This window comes from Pseudomonadota bacterium (genome assembly GCA_034189865.1).
Taxonomy (GTDB): domain Bacteria; phylum Pseudomonadota; class Gammaproteobacteria; order UBA5335; family UBA5335; genus JAXHTV01.
On the sequence record JAXHTV010000002.1, the window covers coordinates 52703 to 69029 of the forward strand.

At 57.1% G+C, this 16327-nt stretch carries 18 protein-coding genes; all 18 read right to left on the reverse strand.

Features of this window, described 5'->3' with window-relative positions:
- Position 1: 1 nt before the first annotated feature.
- Positions 2-271 (reverse strand): flagellar biosynthesis protein FliQ, encoded by a 270-nt coding sequence (gene fliQ / locus SVU69_01295; protein MDY6941630.1) that lies wholly within the window; start codon positions 269-271, stop codon positions 2-4.
- A gap of 9 nt (positions 272-280) precedes the next feature.
- Positions 281-1027, reverse strand: a complete 747-nt coding sequence (gene fliP, locus SVU69_01300; GenBank protein ID MDY6941631.1) for a flagellar type III secretion system pore protein FliP — start codon at positions 1025-1027, stop codon at positions 281-283.
- Positions 1024-1473: a flagellar biosynthetic protein FliO gene (gene fliO, locus SVU69_01305; GenBank protein ID MDY6941632.1), complete on the reverse strand. Its 450-nt coding sequence runs from the start codon at positions 1471-1473 to the stop codon at positions 1024-1026. The genes fliP and fliO overlap by 4 nt, the downstream gene beginning before the upstream one ends.
- 83 nt (positions 1474-1556) lie before the next feature.
- The gene (fliN, locus tag SVU69_01310) at positions 1557-2027 is read right to left on the reverse strand and encodes a flagellar motor switch protein FliN (protein MDY6941633.1); all 471 of its coding nucleotides are present in this window, start codon (positions 2025-2027) and stop codon (positions 1557-1559) included.
- A gap of 10 nt (positions 2028-2037) precedes the next feature.
- The gene (fliM, locus tag SVU69_01315) at positions 2038-3084 is read right to left on the reverse strand and encodes a flagellar motor switch protein FliM (GenBank protein MDY6941634.1); all 1047 of its coding nucleotides are present in this window, start codon (positions 3082-3084) and stop codon (positions 2038-2040) included.
- A gap of 4 nt (positions 3085-3088) precedes the next feature.
- The gene (locus SVU69_01320; GenBank protein MDY6941635.1) at positions 3089-3595 is read right to left on the reverse strand and encodes a flagellar basal body-associated FliL family protein; all 507 of its coding nucleotides are present in this window, start codon (positions 3593-3595) and stop codon (positions 3089-3091) included.
- Positions 3596-3860: 265 nt separating this feature from the next.
- Positions 3861-4826: a flagellar hook-length control protein FliK gene (locus tag SVU69_01325; protein ID MDY6941636.1), complete on the reverse strand. Its 966-nt coding sequence runs from the start codon at positions 4824-4826 to the stop codon at positions 3861-3863.
- A gap of 289 nt (positions 4827-5115) precedes the next feature.
- Positions 5116-5565 carry a flagellar export protein FliJ gene (fliJ, locus tag SVU69_01330; protein MDY6941637.1) on the reverse strand — a complete coding sequence of 150 codons (450 nt, stop codon included), beginning with the start codon at positions 5563-5565 and terminating at the stop codon, positions 5116-5118.
- A gap of 38 nt (positions 5566-5603) precedes the next feature.
- Positions 5604-7028, reverse strand: coding sequence for a flagellar protein export ATPase FliI (fliI, locus tag SVU69_01335; protein ID MDY6941638.1), 1425 nt, complete (start codon positions 7026-7028; stop codon positions 5604-5606).
- 14 nt (positions 7029-7042) lie between these two features.
- Positions 7043-7699, reverse strand: coding sequence for a flagellar assembly protein FliH (locus tag SVU69_01340; protein MDY6941639.1), 657 nt, complete (start codon positions 7697-7699; stop codon positions 7043-7045).
- Entirely contained in the window at positions 7692-8696 is a 1005-nt protein-coding gene (gene fliG / locus SVU69_01345) for a flagellar motor switch protein FliG (GenBank protein ID MDY6941640.1), read from the reverse strand. The genes SVU69_01340 and fliG overlap by 8 nt, the downstream gene beginning before the upstream one ends.
- Positions 8689-10422 carry a flagellar basal-body MS-ring/collar protein FliF gene (gene fliF / locus SVU69_01350; GenBank protein MDY6941641.1) on the reverse strand — a complete coding sequence of 578 codons (1734 nt, stop codon included), beginning with the start codon at positions 10420-10422 and terminating at the stop codon, positions 8689-8691. Before fliF ends, fliG begins: the two co-directional genes overlap by 8 nt.
- Before the next feature lie 68 nt (positions 10423-10490).
- On the reverse strand, positions 10491-10823 hold the full coding sequence (fliE, locus tag SVU69_01355) for a flagellar hook-basal body complex protein FliE (GenBank protein MDY6941642.1): 333 nt from the start codon (positions 10821-10823) through the stop codon (positions 10491-10493).
- Between the two features lie 108 nt (positions 10824-10931).
- Positions 10932-12290, reverse strand: a complete 1359-nt coding sequence (locus tag SVU69_01360; protein ID MDY6941643.1) for a sigma-54 dependent transcriptional regulator — start codon at positions 12288-12290, stop codon at positions 10932-10934.
- Between the two features lie 42 nt (positions 12291-12332).
- Positions 12333-13550 carry an ATP-binding protein gene (locus SVU69_01365; protein ID MDY6941644.1) on the reverse strand — a complete coding sequence of 406 codons (1218 nt, stop codon included), beginning with the start codon at positions 13548-13550 and terminating at the stop codon, positions 12333-12335.
- Positions 13551-13687: 137 nt separating this feature from the next.
- The gene (locus tag SVU69_01370; GenBank protein MDY6941645.1) at positions 13688-15103 is read right to left on the reverse strand and encodes a sigma-54 dependent transcriptional regulator; all 1416 of its coding nucleotides are present in this window, start codon (positions 15101-15103) and stop codon (positions 13688-13690) included.
- Positions 15104-15517: 414 nt separating this feature from the next.
- Positions 15518-15862 carry a flagellar protein FliT gene (locus tag SVU69_01375; protein MDY6941646.1) on the reverse strand — a complete coding sequence of 115 codons (345 nt, stop codon included), beginning with the start codon at positions 15860-15862 and terminating at the stop codon, positions 15518-15520.
- A gap of 6 nt (positions 15863-15868) precedes the next feature.
- Positions 15869-16306 carry a flagellar export chaperone FliS gene (gene fliS / locus SVU69_01380; GenBank protein MDY6941647.1) on the reverse strand — a complete coding sequence of 146 codons (438 nt, stop codon included), beginning with the start codon at positions 16304-16306 and terminating at the stop codon, positions 15869-15871.
- Positions 16307-16327 lie beyond the last annotated feature (21 nt).

A 16327-nucleotide genomic window follows, 5' to 3' on the forward strand; every position in this document is an offset into this window, starting at 1 on the left:
GTTACCCGATCAGCATCGGGATGTTGGTAATCAATCGGCGTGTGAAATCCATGATCACGGTCAGCATCCACGCGCCAAAGATAAACAATGAGAGCGCCAGGACCGCCAACTTGGGGATAAAACTCAAGGTCATCTCATTGATTTGGGTCGCCGCTTGCAACATGCCGATGAGGACACCGATCGCCAAGGCGGAAACCAATAACGGCGTCGCCAGGAGCACCGTGACCCACAGTGCCTGATAACCGATTTCCAGTACCGTCTCCGGCCCCATGGCGGCTCCTTATACGTAGAAACTCGTGGCCAGCGTCCCCATGACCAACACCCAACCGTCCACCAGAACAAACAACATCACTTTGAACGGTAGGGAAATCAGCATGGGAGAAAGCATCATCATGCCCATGGCCATCAACACACTGGCCACGACCAGATCGATGATGACGAACGGTATGAACACCAGAAAGCCAATTTGAAATGCCGTCTTCAGCTCGCTCGTTACGAATGCCGGTGCCAGGATCGAAAGCGGCACGTCATCAGCAGTTTCGAACGCACTGGCGCCGGCCATGTCGGCGAAGAGCATCAAGTCCGCCTCCCGGGTCTGCGCCAACATGAACTCACGGACCGGTGCCATGCCGGCGGTCAGTGCATCGGCAGCCGCCACCTCTTCATCGAGATACGGCTCGACTCCATCGGAGTAAACTTGCTGCCAAACAGGCGTCATGATGAAAAATGTCAGAAACAACGCCAAGCCGAGCAAGACTTGGTTGGGCGGAGTCTGTGGCGTGCCCAGAGCCTGTCGAAGCAATGCCAGGACGATGATGATCCGGGTAAAACCGGTCATCATCAGCAGCAGTGCGGGTAACAGCGTCAGGGCCGTCATCAGCGCGAGTATCTGAATACTCAGCGTGACGTTCTGTCCGCCATCGTCACCCGTTTGCAGCGTCAGAGCCGGAATACCCGGCTCAGCCCACGCCGCACCGCAGCACACCAGCAACAAGAAGGCCCCGACTGCAATAGAAAGATCTTTCATGACCGGCCCGCCCGAATGACGTCTTTGAGGCGTACGGCGAAGCTCTCACCTTCTGCCGTCGCACGGCTCGCGGTGATTAAGGGCTCGTCCAAGACCTGCAGAGTATTGACCCGGCCGGGCGCAACTCCGAGTAGAAGTTGGCGGTTTCCGACCTTCAACAGGACAACCCGTTCTCTTTGTCCCACCGCCAAGCCCCCGAGTATTTGTAAATGACCGTCGGCGGTGCCACTAAACCCGGTAAATCGTCGCATCAGCCAAGCCAGTGCAAAGATCAAGACGACGATCAACACGAGGCTACCCACCAAGCTCAGTAACTGCCCCGAGCCCAAGGCGGCGGGTGTCCCGATTCCATCCGGAAGCACCGGTGGCGAGACATCCGCTTGCTCCCCCCAAGCGTTGGAGCCCGGCATACCGATCGCCATCGCCGCGACCCAGATCAATGCCAACCACGACTTCCGAGTGCGCTCTGAATCAGCGCGGCACCAACAACAAACACGAGAACCGAGAATGCTCACGTTCGCACACTCCATCAGCGAAGTTTCTTCACCCGCTCTGCCGGACTGATCACGTCCGTCAGTCGGATGCCGTAGCGCTCGTTCAATACCACGACCTCGCCATGGGCGATCAAAGTCCCATTGACCAACACGTCCAGCGACTCGCCGGCCAGGCGATCCAATTCCAGCACCGAACCTTGGTTGAGTTGCAACAGATTCCGGATACTGATTCGCGTGCGGCCAATTTCCATTGACAACGTCACCGGAACATCCAAGATGACATCGAGATTGACCGGGGAATCATCGTCACCCCCGTCGTCCGTCAAGGAATCGAAGGTGGCTGTGGGCAAGGGGTCAGCCTGTGGGGCGGCATCGGCCGGCCCCTCGGTCGCGACCGTCGCTGCCTCCTCAGTGGCTTTCTTATCGCCTGCTTGTTCGGCCATCGCTTCGGCCCAGGCATCCTCGGCTTGGGCTTGGCTTTGATCCGAATCGTTGGCATCAGTCATGTTTGTGCTCCTAGACAGGCTTTCTGTCCGAGTTCTGTTTCTCTTCTTGGGTCGCAGCGCCACGGGCAAGGAGTTCGCGTCTTTCAACTTTCTCGACGATCTTGATCGCGTTCGATCCCCTGAAGACGCCAAATTTCCCTCTCAGCACCGGCACATCTTCGGCGATGACACTGACCAGCTCCGGCAACTCAATGGGAATCACATCACCGGCCCTCAGCTCCAATACATCCCGCAAGGTCAGGTCCGCAGAAGCAAGCGTGCTCGAGATCGCGACCGAGGCGTCCTTGATCTCCTCCTGCAACGCAGTGGCCCACAGATCGTCCACCGTATTGCGATCGGCTTGGACACCTGCCTCCAGTAGCTGCCGCAACGGGTCTACCATGGTCATGGGCATGGTGACGTGCAGTTCCCCAATATCGCTGAAGCCCTCAACCTCAATCTGGAAAACACTGATCACCACCAGCTCGTTGTGGGTGGTGATATTCGCGAAAGAGGGGTTCATCTCCGATTGGAGAAATTCATGTTTCAGTGCCAAGATCGGCGCCCATGCCTCGGCCATATCCGCGAACGCGCGGTTGAGAACCAGTTGAACCACGCGGTTCTCCGACGGGGTAAAGTCGCGCCCCTCCACCTTGATGGGAAAGCGGCCATCACCGCCGAAAAAACTTTCGACCGAGGTGAAAACCAGCTTCGGATCCAGAATAAATAAGGCCGTGCCGTGTAGCGGGTGAACCCGGACCATGTTCAAACTGGTGGGCATCAGCAGGCCACTGATATATTCCCCGTATTTTCTGATCTGGACCTTCTCCGCGGTCACTTGCGTGTAACGTCTTAGCATGTTGTACATGCCGGTACGGAACAATCGAACGAACCGCTCGTTAATCATCTCGAGCGTGGGCAACCTGCCGCGGAAAATTCTTTCTTGGTTGCTTAGATCGTAGGGTCGTACTTCGCCATCAACCGGCGGCGGTTCAGATTCGGTATCGACCGCGCCATCTTCCACGCCGTTGAGCAGCGCATCAATCTCGTCCTGACTGAGTATCTCGTCCACGGCCATGGCGTTACTGCATTACAAAGCTGGTTAGGTATACTTGCGTCACGTCGCGCTCCCCGGTTTTTTCTTCCAGCACACGACCCAACTCTTCCAACATCTCCGCCCGCAAGCTCTCTTTGCCTTCAAGCGTCCCGAGCTCGCCGAAATCCTGATTGCTCAAAATCAACAATAAATTGTTTCTTATCATTGGGTTATGACTATGAATTACCTCGATGGTTTCGTCCTTCGTAACCGCAATGCTTATCCCGACCTGAAGGAACCGCGGGCTATCCGGGGAACCGAAATTGACAACAAAGGGGGGTTCCATCGGGTAATAAATCGCAGGCGCCTCTACAGGCTCTTGTTCTTCAGCGACGACCGGTTGAGGATCGTCTGCCATCAGCACGAACGCGGCGATTCCTCCGCCGACGAGAAGAATCAATACGACGCCGATGATGATCACAATCAACATCATGCGATTGGAACTTTCGGCTGGAGCGTTGTCTTTTCCGTCAGCGGCCTGAGCTTGAGCCATCACCATCTCTCCAAGAATCTGTCTACCAAAGCGATAGCAATTCGTGTGCCACACAACTTTATGCCGATATAACAATAACTTAGGAGACCGGAGTGAGATGCGAGACAAAATTTTGACGGTCAGCAAGCCACGCTACACGAACCGCACGCCAAAGAATTGACGAACAACGCACAGTGGCGCGTCGATAGTTTCGGAAACGAGATTAACCGGCGGGAATCAACCGAAGTTTGATGCGGAGAGAAGCAGCTAAGGCCGTAAATATCGCTTAAGCGTATGTATCGATCAGGCCGTCACGCTCATGAACGAGCAAACCGGAGGCCGCTTCCGACTCTTCGGAAACACGGTCGCCAAACCAAGACGATCCGTTGGGGTAGCCGTCTTTTGCGTTCTGGTCCGCGTGTTGGGAGAAAGGCTCTCCGTCAGAAACGTGGGCCTGACCCAACTGCAGCCCTTGCTCTTGGAACATTTCTCTCAGACGGGGAAGTGTCGCCTCCAAAGCTTCCCGGGCCGCTGCGTTGCCACTCTGGAACCATACCGAGACCTGATCGTCCACAACCGACAAGCGCACATCGACTGCGCCCAAATCCGGTGGGTTCAGACTGAGTCGCGCTGCCTGGAGCCCTTCAGTGGACATCCAGACGATGCGGTCGGCCACCCGATTACCCCATTGCGCGTGGTTGACCGGGACATCCAGTGTGAAACTCGTCGGTGCCATAGAACCGGGACGTGGGTTGTTCGCGGTCCGGGATGATAAAGCACTTAGCGAAATTGATGGCTCGAGTGTGGACGTATCGTCCACTCCCTCCGGCAGAGATGAACCACCGAGCTCCGTACCCGTGGCCAAGGCCGGACGGTCACCGGCCGACTCTGACAACAAAGCAAATTCCGGCAACTGGATTTTAGCCGGTGATGGGACATCATCTTGGCTATACACGGAGATGGGTTGCGAGTTGGAATCGGACACGATGGCGGCCGTGGTGTGACTTACGGTTAGCTTATGGTCCCGACCTGAGTCCACCTTTGAGGCCGCGTTGGCCGGCGCCATCATCGCTTGCGATAAAAGGTTGTTCGCCGCGACCGAAGGATTGGTCAACTGTAAGTCAGCCGACCCGTCGCCGCTTATGGGCGGCAAGATCTTGCCGCTTGCCGGTAACACGTTGCCGCCCAGAAGTTCCGCCGGCAGCGTTTCTGCCGCTTGGTTGGACCGGCCTTCATCGCTTGGGGATCGCAAAAAATCCCTCAAACCGTTCGTTTGCGTGGTCGTTTCGCCGTCAACTGACAGCAATCCCGAGATCAAAACCGCAAAAAGGCCTTGATCTGCTTCGCCCGTGTTATCAGACACTTGGCTACTTTGATCAAGGCCTATGCTCGTCAGTTGCGAGATTTGCGTAAGAGAACCGAATCCTGGCATTGGCACGAGGTGATTTGCCCCTTGCTAAATCGTTTTAATTTAAAGCGCCCCGCGACGGGCATGTTTATCAATGCAATCTTTAGGCCAACTCTCTTCGGGCACCCCGAATTCACGATCGAGGCTGAGGACGGCTGAGCAAACGCAAGGCACATTCGTCGGACTCTCGCTGTTCCTTGCGATTCGCCGCGGCCCGTTCCTGATCACGTAATCGGTCCACGACTTTATCCAACGCCCGATGGCGCTGATGCTCCGCCACCCATCCCTGACGAACTTGATCGCAACGGGAACGTGCCGAATCGACAGCTGCTTCTTGTCTTAGAATACTGTCGTTGAGATGACTCAGAAAGGCTCGGTAATTCCGCAATTTGCGGGCGTCCATGACATTGGTGTCGGGCTGATTGGTTTCCTCCGCGTAGGTCTTCCGATAGTGTCGCAAGGCCTCGAGGTATTCCTGTTGTTTCGCGTAGATGCGTTGTGCTTCCCGCAGCCGACGCGCCGCATCTAATTCCCGTGATTCGGCGATATCTTGAATCGGTTTCATACGTTCCGAACGCGTCATGGGTTGCCTCCCCCGTTTCTTATCGGACGTTATCTTCGCTATGCATCAGAACCGACACTTGAGGACGCTGCGCTCAATGGCGCGAGCAGGGTCTGCAAACCCTCAAGGCTTTCCCGAAAGCTGACCGCTTCGTGCACATCCTGCTGGAGAAAAGCGGACATCACCGGAAATTGTAAAATGGCCTCGTCAATGGTGCGGTCGCTGCCTGCTTGGTAGGCTCCCACGCTGATCAAGTCACGGTTTTGCTGATAGGTCGAATAAATACGACGAAAGCGGCGGACCTGTTCCAAATGCGCGGGTTCGGCCATATCAGTGATGGCGCGACTGACAGACGCCTCGATGTCGATGGCAGGGAAATGTCCCGACTCCGCCAAGCGCCTCGAGAGCACCACATGACCGTCTAGAATGGCGCGCGCTGCGTCGGCGATGGGATCGTTGTGATCATCACCTTCCGTCAGCACGGTGTAGAAGGCCGTAATCGAACCGTGCCCGTTGGCATCGTTACCCGCACGTTCCACCAATTGGGGGATCTTGGCGAAAACTGAGGGTGGATACCCTTTGGTTGCTGGCGGCTCCCCGATGGCCAAACCCACCTCGCGTTGGGCCTGGGCCACCCGGGTTAAAGAATCCATCAGGAGCAGAACCTTGAGCCCTTGGTCGCGAAAATACTCCGCAACCGTGGTCGCTAACCATGCACCCTGTAATCGCATCAGGGGTGGATCGTCTGCCGGCGTGGCCACTACGACCGCCCGGCCGATACCCTCCTCTCCCAGCGTGCGGCTTACAAAGTCCTGCACTTCCCTCCCCCGTTCGCCGATCAAACCAACCACGATGACATCGGCTTCGGTATAGCGGGTCATCATGCCCAGAAGCATGCTCTTACCCACCCCGCTTCCCGCGAACAGACCCATGCGCTGGCCGCGCCCAACGGTCAATAAGGCATTAATCGCGCGGACACCGACGTCCAGTGGTTCGCGGATAGACTGGCGGCTCAAAGGATTGATGGGCGCACCGGTTAAAGGCATCCGTTGTACGCAATGTAACAGACCCCTTCCGTCCAACGGCCGGCCGGCCCCATCAAGCACCCGGCCCAGCAATTCGGGGCCAACAGGAGCATCGGCCACACCGCGGATGGGTACCACGCGAGCGTTAGGCATCTGTCCGTGCATCGGGCCGGTGGGCATCAGATAAAGGCGCTCGCCGGCGAATCCCACCACTTCCGCCTCGACGCTGCGCTGATCGGGCGAAATGATTCGGCAGCGTCCACCCACCGCCGCTTGGCAGCCCACCGCTTCCAAAGTGAGTCCAACACTCCGTTGCAAGGTGCCCTCAACGACCAGAGGCGGGACGTTTTTGATGCGCTGATCATAGCGATGAAGACGTCTAATCCAATGGGCTGAGCGATCCGGCGCCAGGGATGTCGTTTCGGTCTGTTCAGGCCCCGATTCGGTGATATTTTCCATCGCGCCGTCCGCATTCATCCGCCGGCACTCACGTCGCGTTCGTCGCCAAATACGGCGCTGATAATAGCGCCCAGCCGGGATTCAACCCGGGCATCGACGTGGGAGGTAGCCGTTTCGACCCGGCAGCCTCCTCGGGTCAGGACCGGATCTTCCACGATGGTCCAGGCGCCTTCCATTTCCGGCTGCGTCAGGGATTCACGAACTAGCGCGGCATCTTCGGGATGAAGATAGATTCGGATATCTCGTTGCCCTACCGGAAGGATACCCAGTGCCTCTCGAACCGCAGCCAGCACCTCTCCCGGCGTGGTTTTGAGTTCTCTCCTCACCAATTGGCGGGTCGCTGCGACAATCAGGGACACGACTTCGCTTTCCACCGCCTCGTCAAGCTCCTCGAGCGGCCGCGCCAGCTTGTCGAATATCGATACCACCAAGGCCACCTGCTCTTGCATGCGGGCCTTGCCCGCCTCAATACCCGCTTCGTAGCCTTGCGCGTAGGCTTCGGCGTAGGCTTGTTGTTGGATCTCTTGGATTTGCTCGACGGTGGGTAATTCTTGTTCAACCGGCTCGCCTTGATCGGCCATCTGAACGGTTTTGTGGTGGTCGTCGCCCACGTTCGGTAACTGCCAGCGCGAATATGCGCCACCACGGGCGCCGCGGATCACATTAGACATAAGCATCTCCCTTGCCGCCTATGGAGATTTCGCCGGCCTCGGCCAAGCGTCGGGTGGCACCCAGAATCTCTTTCTGGGCCGTTTCCACTTCGGAAACGCGAACGGGCCCCTTGGCCTCGAGATCGTCCCGCAGCATTTCCGATGCCCGTTTAGACATATTGCGAAAGATCTTCTCCCGGACTTCTTCTTCGGCGCCTTTGAGCGCGATGATGAGAACGTCCGACGAAATCTCGCGCAGCAGAGTTTGAATTCCACGGTCGTCCAGGTCGATCAGGTTGTCGAATACAAACATGCGATCCTGGATTTCCTGGCCCAAGTCGGGATCTTTTTCTTTTACCTTCTCCATAATCGCGCTTTCGCTGATCCCATCGAGTTGATTGAGCAGGTTGGCGGCCACTTTGATTCCACCCACGTGGCCCGATTTGACGTTGGACGTCCCCCGGAACTGCTTCTCCATGATTTCGTCGAGCTCCTCGAGCGCTGCCGGTGGAATCCCGTCCAAAGTCGCCACCCGAAGTACCACATCCGGGCGAATAGCCTCCGGCAGGTTGCTGAGCACTTCGCCGGCCAGGTCCGGCTCCAGATAGGACAACACGATGGCGATCACTTGGGGGTGCTCAAGGCGCAGGATTTCCGCGATCCCGCGAGGATCCATCCATTTAAGGGCTTCCAAGCGTTTACTGTTCTGTGAGCGGCTGATCCGATCCAGCAGTGCGGATGCTTTCGATTCGCCCAAGGCCGCCCTCAGCACACGTTTCAGATAATCTTCCGCGTCAACACCGAGGGACGTTTCCGCCTCCACCGACTTGACGAAACTTTCCAGCACCATCATCGCCTGTTCGCGCGATACCGGGCCCAGCGAGGCCATCGCACCACCCACGGTTTGAACCTCTTTGGGGCTCATCAGGCGAAGCACTTCGGCCGCATCGTCTTCACCCAGTGACAGCAGCAGAACGGCAGCCCGATCTGCGCCGGAGATCTTCATTGCCTCACTCATCTTTCGCTAACCAGCCCTTTACGACTTGCGCCACCCGTTTCGGGTCTTCGGTCGCCAAGCTTCGAACTGCCTCCATCTTCTTCTCGAAACTCAAAGCCCTTTGGATAGCCGCGACGGCCTCATCCGGCGTTTCATCTTCCTGGGCCAGCATTTCCGCGGTCACTCCACCCTCGCCTTCCAGATAGGCTTGCGCCGCGGCACTCGGCTGGCTACCGCCGAGTGCCAGCTGCCCACCAGGAGCGACCCTCGCGGCCGGCGCCGCCAGTGCCCCCGCCGCCGGCTGCAGCAAACTTCGAAGTAATGGACGGAGGACACCGAAACCCAGGACCAATAGAACGATCGCAACAATGGCCTGGCGAACCAAGTCCCGTGCCCAAGGCTGCTGCCAAATGGGTGCCGCCGGCATGGGTTCGAGATCGTCCACCGTACGGAACGACTGGTTGATGACATTCAAACTGTCGCCGCGCTCAGCACTAAAACCGACGGCCTCCTTCACCAGTGTGGTAATTCGGGACAATTCTTCCTCTGTAAGCGGAACGCGCAATGGTTCCCCTTCGTCGTCGACACGTTCCCAATCGTCCACCACCACGGCTACCGATAGCCGATTGATGCGGCCGGTGGGTTGCTTGATCCGGCTGATGGTCTTGTCGACTTCGTAGTTACGAACGCTACGAACGCTGGAATTGACAGGTATCCGTGCCGTCCTGGTGGGGTTGTCATCGGTACCGACCACTTCGTCTAGGGTTTCCGTCACACCCGGCCCCGGCGGCTGATTGCTCAATGCCCCGGGAACGCCTTCTGGATTCAGCGGATAGGTGCGGCGCTCTTCGCTTTGTTGCTCGCTACGTATCGCCGATTGATCCGGATTGAACGATTCACGGGTTTCCTCGACTAAGGTGAAGTCCAATTCCGCGGTCACCTGAGCGCGGGCCTTGTCCGTTCCGAGTATGGGAATCAGCAGACTCTCGATCCGACGCACATAACCTTCTTCCAGGCGGCGGGTATATTCGAATTGACGCTCGGACATTTGCACGTCACGAAACTGCTCGGGGCTGGTCAACAGATCTCCCAACTGATTCACCACCGTAACGCGGCCCGCTTCCAATTCTGGAATGCTCGAAGCCACTGTGTGTGTGATTGCGGCAACCTGCCCTTTCTCCAACCGCCGGCCAGGGTAGAGCTGAACTACCACAGTCGCACTGGGTGTTTTACGATCCCTTACAAAGACCGATTGTTTCGGTAGCGCCAGATGAACCCTCGCCGTCTGTACCGGCTGCAAACTCGCGATGGTTCTCGCCAATTCTTCTTCCAACGCGCGGTGATAGCGAGCGTTTTCCATGAACTGGGAGGTGCCGATACTTTGACTCTCTTGCAAGGAATCGAAACCGCGTCCAGAGCTCTGTGGGAGACCCTGCGCGGCCAGTTTCATACGAGACTCGTATACTTTGTCGGGTGGCACCATGACCGCACCCGGACCGGCGCCCATCCGGTATGGGATACCGCTGCTATCGAGCGCTTGGATGACTTCCGCCGCTTCTTGATCCGTGAGTCCGGCGAACAGCAATCGGTAGTCCGGTTGATTTATCCAAAGCACCAGCATCACGCCGGCCGCAATACTGGCCGCCAATCCGACCAACAGACCCGCTTGCCGCACGCCGGGTAGCTGCATTAAGGAGTCCACTTGCATTCGGACCGGTACTTGTTGTTCTCTTGCGGCCTCAGCCATGCTTAATTCCTTAGTTTCTCCGCGCCAAGTGCGTTATTCGTTGATCTGTCGCCTGCCGCTCATCGCCGCTAAATTGGCATGCGCATAATTTCTTGATAAGCAGTCACCAGTTGGTTGCGAACCTCCGTCATGGCGCGAAACGACAAGCCTGCCTTTTGCAGTGCGATCATCACTTCCGCCAGATCCACATCCGATTCCCCACTGGAAAACGCATGTGCCAGCTCGTTAGAATTCTGCTGTAACTCATTGACTTTACTAATTGACTGCTTAAGAAGCTCGGCGAAATCCGCACCACCTGCCTGGTTCGCTTCAGCCGTCGCTTGGGCATCACTCGTACCAGCAGCCTGCGCCTGCAAAGCCCGCATCTGTGCCAGCACGCTTGAAACATCTATTTCGCTCATAAACTTACCGCTCCATCCCATTCCATGTTTTCATGGTTGTCGGCCATCGAATTTGAAGGCACAGATCGGGCCAATGTTTGAAATGGATAGGTCATCGTCGCGGCCAATCTAATCTGGAATCTCAACGCCCGCTTCGCGCAGACGTGCTAACTTGTACCGCAAGGTTCTTGGGCTGATGCCCAGATGCTCAGCAGCCCGCTTACGGCTCCCCTTACCCGCTCGTAGCGCGTCCAGAATCAAGCGCTGCTCGGCCTGTCGCAAATCGTCTCCGAGGCCACCTCGTACGGCGGCCGTGGGCGGTTCCGACTTCGAAGCCGGGGATGCCACCGCGACCGCATCGGGTTCCATACCCAGCATCAAATCCGCGGCCTGTATTTCGCTACCCATCTGGAGGATCAGTGCACGCTGCAAGACGTTGTCCAGCTCCCGCACGTTGCCCGGCCATTCGTAGGCCTCAAGCTGGGCGCCGGCTGCTTCAGACAAGGTCGGTATGGGACGACCTTCCGGCGTGCTTCTGGCCAAAATACGGCGCGCCAGCGGCAAGATGTCGCCACGCCTTTCCCGCAGCGGTGGGAGGTTCAGGGGGAAAACATTCAGTCGATAGTACAAGTCTTCACGAAAGTGACCTTGGGCCACCTCTTCCCGCAGGTTACGATTGCTCGTCGCCAACACCCGAACATCAAGCGGAATCATCTTTTGCCCGCCCAAACGCTCCACTTCGCGCTCCTGCAAGACACGAAGCAGTTTGGCCTGAAGACCTAGCGCCATCTCGCTTACTTCGTCCAGCAGCAAGGTGCCACCTTGAGCCAACTCGAACTTGCCGGGGTTAGACTTATGGGCACCGGTGAAGGCGCCTTTCTCGTAACCGAACAAGACCGCTTCCAACATATTCTCGGGGATCGCGGCACAGTTGAGCGCAACGAAAGGCTCGTCCCGACGTGGCGACTGCTGATGAATGAAGCGGGCCATGACTTCTTTACCGGTGCCTGATTCCCCCGTCAGCATCACGGTGGCCTCGGTCGCCGCCACCCGACGTGCCAAGGTCAGCAGCTCACGGGTTCGAGGCTCGGTGGCGACCGGCTCATCAAGATTCAAACCCTCGTCAGGCATCACGCGTTCGACCAGTTCGAGCAAGGCATCGGCAGCGAAGGGTTTCACCAGATAGTCGGTGGCACCGGAACGAATGGCTTCAACAGCACGTTCGATGGTGCCGTAAGCCGTCATAAGAATGACCGGAACACAATCGCCCATCCGCCCGCGGATCCGATTCATCAACTCCCGGCCATCCATCGGTCGCATCTGCACATCGCTGATCACCAAACCCACCGTGTGGGTTTCCAGGAGTTCGAGTGCACTTGCCCCTTCGGTGGCTGATATGACCGAATAACCCGCGATTTCCAGCGTGTCGCAGAGAGCCTCACGTAAGGTTTCGTCATCTTCCACCACCAATACGGACGCTGCCGTCATTCATATTCTCCTTGTTTGTTCTCATGGGTGATCAGGGACATATCAATCGATCCAACTGCCACCGGATTCGGATGCCCCGCATCCACTGGGCAAGGCGTGGCCGGCGCCGGATACGGGAAAACGAAGGATGATGCAGGTGCCACCCTGCTCGCCGTCCGATATCGCGATTTCACCGTTGTGGGCCTTGACCACCGATCGGACAATGGCGAGCCCCAAGCCCGTACCGTTCTCCCGAGTGGAAAAAAAAGGCTCAAACACCCGTTCTCGCAACGGCTCGGGAATTCCGGGCCCCTGATCCTCAATGCGGATCGTCGCCATGTGCGAAGCGGTACGTTCGACATGGATCCGGAGCGTGCTGCCGGGTGGCGAAACCTGAATACCGTTAGCGGAAACATTCGACAGCGCGCTGACCAAAGCTTGGCGATTTCCCCGGAGGGTGGTTTCGTCGAAATCACCCGTGATATCGACGCGGGCATTACCACGCGCCGCCAGTTGCGGCTCCAATCCCTGACGGACTTCTTCAATGAGTTCAGCGATCCGCACTTCGTCATCGCCCATCTGCTCGCCGCGGGCGAAAGACAACATATCGTTGACCATCTGCTCCATATCTTGAAGCCGCGAGACGACACGAGCTGAGAAGCGTTCCCGATGGGCTACAGAAAGCTGCGAATCGCTGAGTTGCGATGCATACAAAACGGCAGTGGACAGCGGTGTACGAATCTCGTGGGCGAGCTTTGCGGCCACTTCACCCATGGAAGACAAGCGTCTTTCCCGATCCAACATCGCCTGGAGTTGGCGAGCCTGAGTCACGTCCGTGAGCAGGACCAAGGTTCCCGATTCTTTCGTCAGTGGTCGCCGCGATATGCTGACGCGTCGTCCATCGCGAAGACTCACCTCTCCCCCGTCGGTCACACCGGGGACGAAAGAACGATCGGAAACATCGTCCCAAAGCTGATTCTTGAGGGGTTCTTCGAGAAGATCGGCGGCCGCCGGATTGAAAGCTTCGATACAGCCGTCACCGTCGAGTACAACCACGCCAGCCGGCAGTGTCTCGAGCAGATTTTGCATCCGCGAAGCCAGTCTCTGGGTCTCGCCGAGTTGCCGCACGGTTTCGCGACGGGCGGCGGCCAACTCTGAAGTCAGCCGTGCGACTTGCCCCTCCAACTCATGGTACGAATCGGCAAGCACGCGCGACATGCGATTGAACTGTTCAAACGCCTGCTGTAACTCGTTCGCGTGCTGTCCGGTGGGACGGTTCATGCAATGCTCCGAAGTGGGCGATGGCAAAAGGCCGCCGGCGGGCGGCAGGGTCTTGCCGTATTCGGAGCAAATAGTGTGCCGGTAGGGTTAAGCTACTTTATAATCAGAAGGTTACAATTAAGCCCGCAAATCGAGCGTCAAATATTCGACAGTTCGTCGTTGCGGTTGAGGCCGTACTTGCGTAATTTTTCGACGAGAGTAGTCCGGCCGACGTTCAGTAGCTTGGCTGCCCTTGAAACCACGCCACCGGTGGCGTCCAACGCCTGTTCGATCAGACTGATCTCCACCTCGGTCAAATGCCCTTTTAAATCAATCCCTTCTCTCGGAAGGCGAGGCATCTGCAGCAACGCATTAGGGGCTTCCACCCCGAGCTGACCCAACGACTCCGGTGCCGTGACGGCATTCTGACTATTGCCGCGATACTTGTCGGGAAGCTCGCCCACGTCCACACTGCCGTTGGGGTACAGAATCGCCAGTCGCTCGACCAGGTTGGCGAGTTCACGCACGTTACCGGGCCAACGATATTGGCACAGCGCGATCACCGCTCCTGGAGTCAAACGAACGGTGACACCTCGCTCATGCTCGATTCGAGCAATCAACTCTTCAATCAGTAAAGGTAAATCTTCGAGTCGATCCCTCAGCGGCGGCATCTCGATGGGAAACACGTTGAGGCGATAGAACAAATCCTCACGGAAGCGCCCCTCTTTGATGCTTTCTTCCAATTGTCGGTGAGTAGCCGCAATGATCCGAGCATCGGAGTGGATACTTTTATTGCTTCCGACACGTTCAAACACCCGCTCTTGTAGAACGCGGAGCAACTTGACCTGCATCGGCAGACTCATGTCGCCGATTTCGTCCAGAAACAAGGTCCCGTCTTGAGCCATTTCGAAACGCCCTTGACGGCTGCTAATCGCACCGGTAAATGCGCCTTTTTCATGCCCGAATAGCTCCGATTCCAAAAGATCGGACGGAATAGCCCCGCAATTGACCGGAACAAACGGACCATCCCGGCGAGTGGAGTAATAGTGGATGTTCCGCGCAACGACTTCCTTACCAGTACCGGACTCGCCCAAAATCAGCACGTTGGCATCGGAGCCGGCAACCTGGCTGATCAATTTGCGAACATTCCGAATCGCTCGGGAGTTTCCAACCAGAGAACGGAACAGTTCAACACGTCGTGATGCATCGTCGCCTTGGCTATTGCGGTAGATTTCCGCTAGGCGGAGTGTCTCTGATAGCTGCGGATATTTGATAGGTTGATCGACCTTCCAGGTGGGATGCCCTATCAATTCGGGACTTTGGTCGGACAACAGCAAAATGGGCAATCGTGGTTGCTGCTCGTGGAGATCTTTAAGCGTGTCGGGATTTATCCGGCCGGGATCGACATCTCCGACGCAAACCGCCGTGCACTCAACCGTTTGATCGGATGACCAGTCCCAGTGACTGGGATCCCGAACTTCCTCCGCGTCGAAATCGATAAATTTCAACAACGCCCGCAATTCGCTGGCTCGCTCCCGGTTGGCGTCAATAATGAGCACCTTCGATCTGGACATAGCGATCAACTCATTTCATCAGGTCTTCTGTAATCCACCGCGTGAACGCTTAGAGGCGTTTACATGCGGTGCTCCCCGTTGACCGAAGCGCATCGGTCAGCATTTTAACCTCAATGTTAGATGGGACCATGCCCGGTCGCGATACCCTGACTCACACTCGGCAGAACAACTATACGCATCAGTCCGAAACGCAACCATGAGGTGGGAAGTGACGGGATGCTTCGATCTGCGATGTCGCGTGGCGCATTTCGACACTTTCCCAGGGTCTCGCTCTCCTTACTGCATTCGAGCACGCCATACACGGAATGTCAATTTTCTGTCGCCAGCTCAAAAATTTCGAGAAACGAAACCTGTTTGGAAAATCGTCAAGTGGGAGGAGTCAAGATTCGGAGAGAATGTCTGTCGAAGGACGAATCACGGGAAAACGTTTGCCCGATACTTCGCCGCCGCCTTGCGACCGCGACTCGTGCGAGACAGATCTTCCGCCAATTCGTGGTGGGCATCGCCCACGAGGCTGATAACCTGATCGGTCAGTTCCTGAATCCGTGCCAGCGTGTCAGCAACGCCCATAGACTCAGCCCCCGTGACCGGCTGAAGGAAAGCTTTCTGGAGCTGCAGGTGTTGCTCGGCTTGCAACCTGAAGACGGTATCCCACTGCGCCTCTTCGGCCGAAGCCAACATCCGCTGAGTCACTTCCAGGACCGTTTCGAGATGATGTTTACGCTTGGGGCATACCAAAGGAGCAATCGACTCCGTCATGCTGCGTTACCTGGCGCCAGCGCGAGCTTCCGCTTCGGCAACGCTGGGCGGAACACCGCGGATACTGGGTGGTATGGCTTCCCATGCGCCCTTCAATTCATGGATTAGGTCGGCCACTTCGTCAAGCTGTGTCGGGTTATTGTTGAGATTGGCCTGCAACAACACCCGCCCGATATATTCGTAGAGATTGTCGAGGTTAGCAGCAATTTCCCCGCCCGCTTCCAGATCCAAACTCATTCGAAGCCCATCGACGATGGCGATGGCTTTGCTGATCTGAAGCCCCTTGCCCGCAACGTCGCCGTGTTGCATCAGCCCCTTCGCCGCGGCCACTCGCTCTAAAGCACCGTCCATGAGCATCGATATCAAACGATGCGGACTCGCATTGTCGACCGCGCTCTGCGTACCTACTTGTTGATAAGCCTTGGTGGCGTTTCGATAAGACATCTAATGACTATCCCCGATTTG

Coding starts and splice junctions, on each gene's coding strand:
- fliQ (MDY6941630.1), bottom strand. CDS start 271: ATGGGGCCGGAGACGGTACTGGAAATCGGTTATCAGGCACTGTGGGTC.
- fliP (MDY6941631.1), bottom strand. CDS start 1,027: ATGAAAGATCTTTCTATTGCAGTCGGGGCCTTCTTGTTGCTGGTGTGC.
- fliN (MDY6941633.1), bottom strand. CDS start 2,027: ATGACTGATGCCAACGATTCGGATCAAAGCCAAGCCCAAGCCGAGGAT.
- fliM (MDY6941634.1), bottom strand. CDS start 3,084: ATGGCCGTGGACGAGATACTCAGTCAGGACGAGATTGATGCGCTGCTC.
- SVU69_01320 (MDY6941635.1), bottom strand. CDS start 3,595: ATGGCTCAAGCTCAGGCCGCTGACGGAAAAGACAACGCTCCAGCCGAA.
- fliJ (MDY6941637.1), bottom strand. CDS start 5,565: ATGACGCGTTCGGAACGTATGAAACCGATTCAAGATATCGCCGAATCA.
- fliI (MDY6941638.1), bottom strand. CDS start 7,028: ATGGAAAATATCACCGAATCGGGGCCTGAACAGACCGAAACGACATCC.
- SVU69_01340 (MDY6941639.1), bottom strand. CDS start 7,699: ATGTCTAATGTGATCCGCGGCGCCCGTGGTGGCGCATATTCGCGCTGG.
- fliG (MDY6941640.1), bottom strand. CDS start 8,696: ATGAGTGAGGCAATGAAGATCTCCGGCGCAGATCGGGCTGCCGTTCTG.
- fliF (MDY6941641.1), bottom strand. CDS start 10,422: ATGGCTGAGGCCGCAAGAGAACAACAAGTACCGGTCCGAATGCAAGTG.
- fliE (MDY6941642.1), bottom strand. CDS start 10,823: ATGAGCGAAATAGATGTTTCAAGCGTGCTGGCACAGATGCGGGCTTTG.
- SVU69_01360 (MDY6941643.1), bottom strand. CDS start 12,290: ATGACGGCAGCGTCCGTATTGGTGGTGGAAGATGACGAAACCTTACGT.
- SVU69_01365 (MDY6941644.1), bottom strand. CDS start 13,550: ATGAACCGTCCCACCGGACAGCACGCGAACGAGTTACAGCAGGCGTTT.
- SVU69_01370 (MDY6941645.1), bottom strand. CDS start 15,103: ATGTCCAGATCGAAGGTGCTCATTATTGACGCCAACCGGGAGCGAGCC.
- SVU69_01375 (MDY6941646.1), bottom strand. CDS start 15,862: ATGACGGAGTCGATTGCTCCTTTGGTATGCCCCAAGCGTAAACATCAT.
- fliS (MDY6941647.1), bottom strand. CDS start 16,306: ATGTCTTATCGAAACGCCACCAAGGCTTATCAACAAGTAGGTACGCAG.